Origin of the sequence: Actinophytocola sp., assembly GCF_035762905.1 — a bacterium.
Lineage (GTDB): Bacteria > Actinomycetota > Actinomycetes > Mycobacteriales > Pseudonocardiaceae > DASYTH01.
On record NZ_DASUCC010000139.1, the window covers coordinates 46590 to 55385 of the forward strand.

Sequence of the window (8796 nt, forward strand, 5' to 3'; positions counted from 1 at the left end):
GTCTCAGCTCCCCTTCCGCAGCCCGAGTAGCTGGAGCAGGCCGCGCCGCTCATGGACCGATCGCCAGGACTTCCACCAGGTGCGCCAGTTTCCCTTCGGCGCCGGCACGTCGATCGCCAGTTTGTTCGCCGTGGACGACAGCAGATTGCCGATCGCGTCCAGGTGTTTGGACCTGCGCCGCGCGACCGCGTCGGGCAGCGTCTCGTTGATCAGTTGCTGGCGGGCCCGGCCGTTCGGCAGGCTCCACCAGATGACGATCACCGGGGCCACCTGGTTCGGCTGGGCCTTGGCCAGCCGAGCTCGGGCGAGATCGCGATAGGCGGTGCGGAACCGCCGGTCTCCGGTTTCCAGCATCAGCATCAGCAGGTCGCGGTGGAGCGGGGCGTCGGCCCGCAACGTGAACTCCGCGATGCCGGTCAGCATCCGGTCCGCGATGGGCGGCGGCAGGGTGTCGAGCAGGTCCAGGCTCTCCTCAACCACCCGCTCGAGGCGCTGGTCCGGAGTGTTCCGCCGGAAGTAGTCGATCGTCCGCGCCGCGCCGAGCAGGGTCCGGTCCGCCGGTCGCAGCTCCCCGACGATCCGGTCGTCGAGCAGATCCTCGACGAGCGCAAGCTCCTTCGGCCCCAACTCGTCCCGCTCGATCAGCCGCACCAGCCGTGCTGTGGTCCGGCTGAGCAACCCGGTGCCGCGCAACACATCGAGCTGCAGCTTGCGCACCGCGTGGGTGGCGTCCGCCGTGGACGGCTCCGCCGGCCACAGCACCTCGCCAAGGCGGGACCAATCGGTGCTGCCGTGCGCCACGGCCTTGGTCAGCACCGCCACCCGGTCCCCCTGACCGTCGCGGGCGAGCACCACGTCGGCCAGCAGGGCGGGCGGACCGTCCGGCGCGACCTGTCGGACGAGCCGTGCGGCCGGCGGGGTGAGTGTGGTGGCCAACCGCCAGAACTCCGCATCGTCGGCGAGTCGCCGCCGGAGCACCCGCACCAGGGCCTGCACCAGGTCCCGCTGCGTACCGAGCCGGTCCCGGATCGCCGCCGACCGGCTGCCGGTCAACGCCGGCAACACGGCGTTGTCCGCCACTTCGTCGAGCTCCTCGGCGGTGAGCCGGGGCAGCCACAGGGACAGCGGGTCCGCGAGCGCCGCGACGTAATACGCGCCGAGCAACGCGGCGGGCAGCGGCTCCGAGCGCTGCGCGGCCGACTGGAGGACCTCTGCCCAGGAGCGCAGGTCGGTCGGACCACCGCCATCGGTCAGCAGCTCGCCGATCCGCCGCCAACCGTCGGCGGTGAGGGTGCCGGGCAACCGGTCGACGGCGAGCCGGGCCGCGTCGAGCAGTAGCGGCTCCGCCGAGGGGGTGGTGGCCGCGGACGGGCCCGCGCCGCACTCGAGGAGCACCGCGAAGGCTTCCAGCTCGGTGCCGAGCAGCGGCGGCGTAACCCGTTCGGCCAGGTCGATCGCCGCGGGCGCGCCGCCGGTTCTCCACAGCCGGGCCAGTATGCCGGCGTATCGGGTGGCTTCGCCTTCCGGCAGGCTGGAGCCGGTCAGGTCGATCGCGGTGAAGTCGCCGTAGCTCGGCAGCCGTACGTCCGGAGTGGTACAGGCGACGCGCACCGCCGTGTCCTCCGGCCGCGAGGTGTACGTGACGAACGAGATCTCCAGACCCAGCGCGCGCGGCAGCGACCGGCACAGCGCGGCGAGCCACAGGGCCGCCGTGTGGTCGTCCGGCACGACGAGCACCAGCCGGCCACGATCACCGCAGAGCAGCCGCTGCCCGGCGGTGATCACGTGGGTCAACCGGTCGAGGCGGCCCGGTTCGCGGAGAAACCTGTCGGTGCTCGCCGCATCGGTCGCGCTCCCGGGGGTCAGCCCGGTCACGGCCGGCAGCGTGGTGCCGTTCTGCCGCGTGTGGACCCACGTCGGGCTGCGCCACATGTCGATCGGCAGCACGCCGTGCAGCTCCCGCTCCGCGTCGTTGAGCAGCAGGGCGTGGGCGAAGTAGTTGCCGGTCCGGCCGGTGAAATCGGAGCCGATGTAGCGGCTCTGGAACAGGGTGGCACCCGGTCCGGACGGGAGGTATCCGAACGCCACGGGAAAAGTGCTGCGGTCCGCGTCCTCCAGCCGGGCGATCAAACCCGGTCCCACCTCGTACGCGCTGGCCCGCACCGCGAGATCCACCAGCGGCTTGGGCGAACCCGGGGTCATGGCGCTGATCTGAAATCCCTGGATGCCCTCCAGCCCGTCCTCGCACGAGGTGTAGTGCAGCTGGTGCACGGTCATCGCTTCCCTTTCGTCGTCTTGATCGCGCCGAACCTGGCCAACAGCCACAGCATCGGATCCTCCAGGCGGTAGGGATGCACACCTTCCGGGGCAAGGCGGTTGCCGTCGATCGGCTGGGCGCCAAGCGCGGAGAGGCCGAAGTACCGGTACACCTCGAACGCGTTGGCGATGCTGCGATCGAATGCGGGGTCGTACCACTGGTTCAGCCAGGCGCGGACTTCCTCGTGCACGTCCCGGCCGTCGGCTTCGTCGTAGTGGCCCAGGTGTCGGGACGGCTGACGCAGCGGCGACTCCGGCCCGAAGGTGTCCGGCAGCAGGTCGACCTTGGTGAGCGCGATCGCGAGCGGTGTCCGCAGCCGCCGGTCGACCGGGATGTGGCTGCGCTCCCGAAGCAACTCGCCGAGCCGGCCGAGTACGTGCAACTGGTCCGTGTAGCCGGACCTGCGGCCGTTCGTGCCGACCAGTTCACGGATCTTGGGCATCTGCATCGGATCGAGCAGCAGGATGATTCCTTCGGCCGCGTCCAGATAGCTGATCAGCAGATCCATCTGTTGTGCGTTGGCGACGTCCTCGCCCGCGGTGTCGTAGAAGACGGTCACGACGGGGGCGATCCGAGTCGCGCCGAGCAGTCCCGACTTCTGGAACCGCAGGCTGAACATCAGTGGCTCGGGGGTGCGCGTGCGGGCCGACACGGTCTGCTGCAGCGGCCGGCCCTGCTCGAACAGCGGGGTGCTGAAATCCCGCTCGTACCGGTTGCGTGACTCCTCGCCGAGCAGGTCCAGCGACATCCCGGTGAACCGCGCGTTCACCTGGCCGCGCTGGAACTCGTGCACGAGGACGCCGACCCAGGTGCTCTTGCCCGAGTCCGCCGACCCGATCACCGCGATGTTGCGGCCGCCGCTGTCGACATACTCCCGCAACAGATCCCGGCCGCAGTTCGGGCACAGCCTGCGGCTCTGCGGCAATGCGCCGTGCGGGCACCGGCCGTTGCGTAACTGCCGCTCGGGGAACGTCTCACCCTTGTGCTCGCACCGCTCGCCGCAGCGCATGTGCAGGTCGGCGCGTCGATGGGAGGCCCAGCAGTAGGGGCATTTCGTTGTGGTCACAGCTATTCCTCACCGAGCCAAGGATGTTCAGGTCAGCACCAGCTGCTCCGGGCGGGACGGGACCAGCACGAAGCGTCCGTCCCGGGAGAACGCCCGCAGGTGTACCGGACGGCGTAGGTGCCCGGGCACGCAGAACTCGATACGCACGGGCGAGGTGCCGGCGTCGGTGCGAAGCAGTTGCTCGCCGTCGTCCGGGCTGATCGGCCGGATACCCGTCTTGGCGGTCAGCACGACCGGCGGCAGTTCCCGCCCGGGCTCGGTTTCGACCAGGAGGACCCGGCGGTTGCGCCGCAGCCAGCGGTCCCGTTCCACGGTGTATCGAGCGGTCGCGACGGTCGACTCCCGTTTGAACACGAGCGGTCCGAAGCTCTGCGCCGCCCCGTCCGGCAGCATCGTGCACACCCCGAACCAGTGTTCGCCCGGCGGCATCGGCAGCGAGACACCTCGGCTGTCATAGGTCACCCTGGACACGTCCTGAACCGAGGCATCGGGATCGGTGGGCCCGCTCGGCTTGCCGTCCGTGCGCCACACCACCCGCGCGGCGGTCGCGCCGGCCGGCCATTCCCAGGTAAGTCGCACCGTGGTGCCCAGCCGGTGCACCCGCAGCGAGCGCACCGCGCCGTGCCGAACGTCGAGCACGTAGGGCGCGCCGATCGCGGCGAGCTCGCCGAGCACCGTCACGGGCAGCAGAACCTGGCGCTTTCCCGGCGTGTCCAGCCGACCGCGCAGCCGTCCCGGGCCGCTCGGTCCGACCGCCCGCACCGCGCTGCCGTAGCGCTGGACCGTCGCCGCGGGGACCACGTCCTGGTCGGGTGGATCCGCGCCCGGCCGCAGCTCGAGGATCCCGACCTCACCGCCGGGCGGCGGGGTCCAGCGGGCGACGACCTCGTCCCCCTCGAGCTCGGCGACGAGATCCGTGACCGCGGCGGGGATCTCTTGACAGCTCGCGGTCGCCTGCCGGCCGGGGCTGCGCGCGGTCGTGCCGTCGGGGAGCCGGTAGCTCGCCGAGACCGTGTACACATAGGACCGACCCGGATTGACGTCACGGTCCAGGAACCCGCTCGACCGAACATCCTCAACCGGGCTACCGTCGCGGGTGACGGTGGCGCCGGTGGCTCCGTTCGGCAGCCGCCAGCGGCCGGAGATGGCGTCCGGCTCTCCCCTCAGTTCCAGCTCGAGCACCTCGCGCAGCACGGTGATCGCCGCCGTCCGGGCCGGGCGTGCCGACGGGTTGCCGTCCCGCAGCGTGTACACGGCGTAGGTCAGCGGGATACCGCCCGGCGGATCCTCGTCGATGACCTCGCAGCCATGCGTCTGCGCTCCCACCGCCGTGCCGCCGCGATCGACGCGGTAGCCGATGCTCCCGGCGGTGGCCGTGCTTGGTTGCCAGGACACCACCACGTGGCCGTCCCGCACGGCGGCGGTGGCGGAGTCGGGTTCGGCCGGACGGCACCGTTCGAGTGCCGCCTCGACCGCCGGATCCACGAGCTGCTCCCGAATCCGGAGATAGCCCGCGACCGCGGCCTCGACGTCGGTGTTCTCGAGCTTCCGGCAGCCGGCCAGCTCCAGGTCCAAAGTGGACAGACGGGCGGCGAGCGTGTCCCGCTGCCGCCGCCACTCGTCCGGCAGCCCGGGCTGCGCGTCCAGCACGGCCAGTGCCTGGCGCAGCCTCAGCTCGCGCACGGCCGACTGATAATCGTCGTGCCAGGCCGGTTCCTGGCCGGCTCCGGTGACCCGGTCCCGGCACCAGGTCGCATAGGCGAGCGCATCGGGTTCGGTCGGCAGGCCGAGCCGGGACAGCCGTTCGGCGACGAGGCCGGCGGCGCGGGCGACCTCGGCGTAGCCGTAGGGTGCCGCGCCGGCGAGCTCGGTCAACACCTCGTGGCGCAGCACCGACTTCAGCTCGTCCGACTTGATCCACTGCTGCACGAGCTTCAGGATCGTGGTCTCCGCGGTGCTGTCCGAGTCCCGGGACACCCGGAGCTTCTCGCGGCGGTCCTCGATGTCCCGCGCGGAGGTCCGCAGACCGGCCAGCACCGTGCCCAGGTAGTCCCACAGGGATTTGTGCCGCAGCTGGCCGAGCAGGCTGCGGGCCTCGCTCCAGCGCGCGGGCTCCTGGGTGTCCGGCAGTGGGACGGGATCGAGTTCGCGCGCACCGATCTCGGCCAGCGCGGCCCGGATCATCGTCCGAGTGAGGGCGCCCCTCGAGCCGGTGGCCAGCTGGGCGAGCTCCGCGGAAGACAACCCCGGGGCGCCGTGCAGCCGTTGCCGCAGGTTCGCGCCGAGCTTTCGCGAGCGCTCGGCCACCTGCTCGCCGTGCCGGGACCGCTTCGCGGGATCGGTGAGGATCGCGGCCGCGCTCTCGTGCTGGGCGCGCAACAGGTCGCAGGCCCGTCCGAAGGCGCGGTACCGCTGCCTGGTCAGTTCCCGGCTGATCCCGTCCAGCGCGGCGCGCACCGTGCCGGTGTCGATCCCCTCGGAGGGCAGCAGGTACACCCGGAACAGGTCCTCGTCCGGCCGCCAGCCGTTCTGTACCGGTTTCAGCACCTCCTCGACGAACCGCTTGTCGTCGAATTGCCAGCCGCTCACCGCTGGAGGTGCGGCAGCGGCGCCCGCTTCACCTCCTCCGGCACCAGTCCGCTGATCTTCGCCTGCAGGGTCAGCTCCTTGCCGTTGCTCGCCACCGCCGTGATCCGCAGGATGCCGTCGCCGCCGAGGTTGAACGACACCTCTATCGGCTGCCCGGCCCGTTGGTTCTCCGGCAGCCCAACCAGTTCACCCTCGACGAGGTTGAGGTTGTCCTCGAGCTCATCGCTGAGCACGTCGGTCTTGGACTCGTAGACGGTGATCACGACCCGCCGCTGGCCGTCGTGCACCGTACGGAAGATGTCCCGCGGAGCGGCGGGAATCTCGTCGTTGGGCCGGATCAGCCAGGCCACGACGAGATCGTCGTCGTCGGGCCGGTTCGGGTCGCGGACGACGGCGGCGCCGTAACCCTTCGACGTGACGTTCACGATCTTGGGTAGCGAGCGCTTCCCGGGCAGGCCGGCCACCGGCGAGGTCTCCCCGCCGGTCTCCGCCACGCTGCTCGCCGCGAACAGCGCGGCGCCCTTGGCCACGATCTGGTCCGGGTCCGCGAGCTGAGGGGTCGGCAGGTCCGGGAACTCCTCGACGAGCCGCTGTTTCACCGCGGGCGAATGCGACATGCCGCCGACCAGCAAGAGCTCGTCGATGGTGGTGACGCCCTTCTTCGCGGCGCTGCCGAGGACGTCGCGGGTGAAGTCGAGCGTCCTGGCGATCAGATCCGCCGTGGCCTCCTCGAACTCCTTGCGGGTGATCTCGATGCGGGCCCGCTGGCCGTCGGCCACGATCGTGTCGGCGTAGGTGTCCCGGCGGCTGAGCCCCTTTTTGGCCTCCTCGGCGAAGATCTCGAGGCTGCCCGAGGCGTCGAGATCCATCCGGGGATCGGAACCCGGGTGCTGCTCGGCGAACTTCTCGCAGACCAGGTCGACCAGCCGAGCATCCCAGTCGGCACCGCCGAGCCGGGCGTCGCCACCCGTGGCGACGACGCGGATCTCGGTGGGCGAGACGGTGATGATCGTGACGTCGAACGTGCCGCCACCCAGGTCGTACACCAGCACGGTGCGTTCGGCGCCGTCGCCGGACGCGACGAGCCCATAGGCGATCGCCGCCGCCGTCGGCTCGTTGACGATGTTGAGGACGTTCAGGCCCGCCATCTCGCCTGCGTCGCGGGTGGCCTGGCGTTCGGCGGCGCCGAAGTAGGCGGGCACCGTGATGACCACGTCGGCGAGTGGCCCGTCGGCCGGGACCTCGACGCCGAGGACACCGAGGGCGTCCTCGGTCACCTGCCTCAGGATGAGGGCCGAAACCTCCTGCGGGTACCGCTGCCTGCCGTCGATCTCAACGGTGAATCCGTCTTCGCCCATGTGCCGCTTGATGAGCGCGACGACCCGGTCGGGTTCCCGCTTGAGCTCGTTCTTGGCGAACCTGCCGACCGTCACGTTGCCGGTGGGTTCGAAGAACACCACGGACGGGGTGGTCAGATCGCCCTCCTGGTTGGGCAGCACCGACACCCGTTGGTTCTCATCGAGCGCGGCCACGCACGAGTAGGTCGTTCCCAGGTCGATGCCGAGGACGGGACGGGTCATAGGGTGTCCTTTGTGGTCGGTCGGTTCCGGTCGTCGGCACGGAGCTGCTTGACGAGATGGCTGTGGTCGATGTTCGGACCGGCGACGGGCGCGCGGCGGTCCCGGGCCGGGTACTGCTCCCGACCAGATCGTTTGCGGTGCAACGCGATGGCGGCAAGCCCGATCAGGACCAAACCGCCGAGCGTGCCCAGGATGGTTTCCAGCCACGGGAACTCGGGCGATTCCGGCTGGGGGAGCTGCGTGATCGGCACCCCGCACGAACTCGCCACGATTCCGTACAACTGGCGGAGCAGCCCCGCGGTGTCGGTCACGTAATAGTCCTCGCCGCGGGTGGGACCGGTGATGATCCGCAGGTTCCGCTCACCTTCCGGTCGCAGCTCGATTCCGACCGCGACGAGGCGTGCTCCGCCCGCCTTCAGCCGGTCGGCCGCCGCGACCGCTGCGTCGACCGCCTCCTGGTCGCCTTCCCGGACCGGATCGCCGTACGCGGTGGGCAGGCCGTCCGTGACCAGGATGACCACGTCGAAGCGAGCGTTGCCGGCCACGGTCAGTGCGGCTTCCCAGTTTGTCGCGCTGTCGTCGCCGCCGTGCGCGGTGAGCTCGCCGATTCGGTCCTTCAGTTGGTGCCGGGCGTCGTCCTCGGACACGTCGACCGCCGACCGGATGACCTCGGCGGTCGTGCCGAATCCGACGATCGTCACTTCGGATCGCTTGTCGCGCAATGAATCCACGACATTCCGAGCCGCATCGCGGACGTCGTCGAATCGAGCGCTCATCGAACTCGACTGATCCACCACCAAAGCGAGTCGAAGCGGACACCGAGACGGCCATGGCGGGTTGGGCACGCTCGGCTGCGCCGTGGCGGATGCGCTGCCGGACATGGCGATGAGCGCGGCGCACACGACGCCGACCAATAACTTCGGTGGGTGAATGCCAATACTCCTACGGTCACCGATATGGCAGGACGGCAGTGTAATGGTCATCTCTCGCGCCCGTGCCACGGGTTCGCAGCACTGTCCAGAAAATGACCACTACTCGTAAACTGGCTGGTAAGAGCCGTGCGGAAGCCGCGTGATTCTGAAAATGGCGAGTATCAATTTTCGCCGTGGCGGACCGCGCTCGGCAGGGGTCCGAGCGGACAAACAGGGTGATCGGCGGCAATCGCCGGCTGGTGCACCATCGGCGCGCGTTCGGCGGCCGCGGGATGGGCGAACGCGCCTGTCGGCTCGCCGGGTCGCCACCAT

General features: G+C 70.3%; 5 protein-coding genes. All 5 read right to left on the reverse strand.

Features of this window, described 5'->3' with window-relative positions; translation table 11 throughout:
- Window positions 1-3: 3 nt before the first annotated feature.
- From VFV67_RS29780 to VFV67_RS29800, 5 genes are read right to left on the reverse strand one after another with little or no spacing between them, the layout of a single operon-like run.
- Window positions 4-2277 carry a hypothetical protein gene (locus tag VFV67_RS29780; RefSeq protein ID WP_326474004.1) on the reverse strand — a complete coding sequence of 758 codons (2274 nt, stop codon included), beginning with the start codon at window positions 2275-2277 and terminating at the stop codon, window positions 4-6.
- Window positions 2274-3383, reverse strand: a complete 1110-nt coding sequence (locus VFV67_RS29785; RefSeq protein WP_326474005.1) for a TRAFAC clade GTPase domain-containing protein — start codon at window positions 3381-3383, stop codon at window positions 2274-2276. Before VFV67_RS29785 ends, VFV67_RS29780 begins: the two co-directional genes overlap by 4 nt.
- Before the next feature lie 27 nt (window positions 3384-3410).
- Window positions 3411-5972: a hypothetical protein gene (locus VFV67_RS29790; RefSeq protein ID WP_326474006.1), complete on the reverse strand. Its 2562-nt coding sequence runs from the start codon at window positions 5970-5972 to the stop codon at window positions 3411-3413.
- Window positions 5969-7552: an Hsp70 family protein gene (locus VFV67_RS29795; RefSeq protein WP_326474007.1), complete on the reverse strand. Its 1584-nt coding sequence runs from the start codon at window positions 7550-7552 to the stop codon at window positions 5969-5971. The genes VFV67_RS29790 and VFV67_RS29795 overlap by 4 nt, the downstream gene beginning before the upstream one ends.
- Window positions 7549-8535: a vWA domain-containing protein gene (locus tag VFV67_RS29800; protein ID WP_326474008.1), complete on the reverse strand. Its 987-nt coding sequence runs from the start codon at window positions 8533-8535 to the stop codon at window positions 7549-7551. The genes VFV67_RS29795 and VFV67_RS29800 overlap by 4 nt, the downstream gene beginning before the upstream one ends.
- Between the last annotated feature and the right edge of the window lie 261 nt (window positions 8536-8796).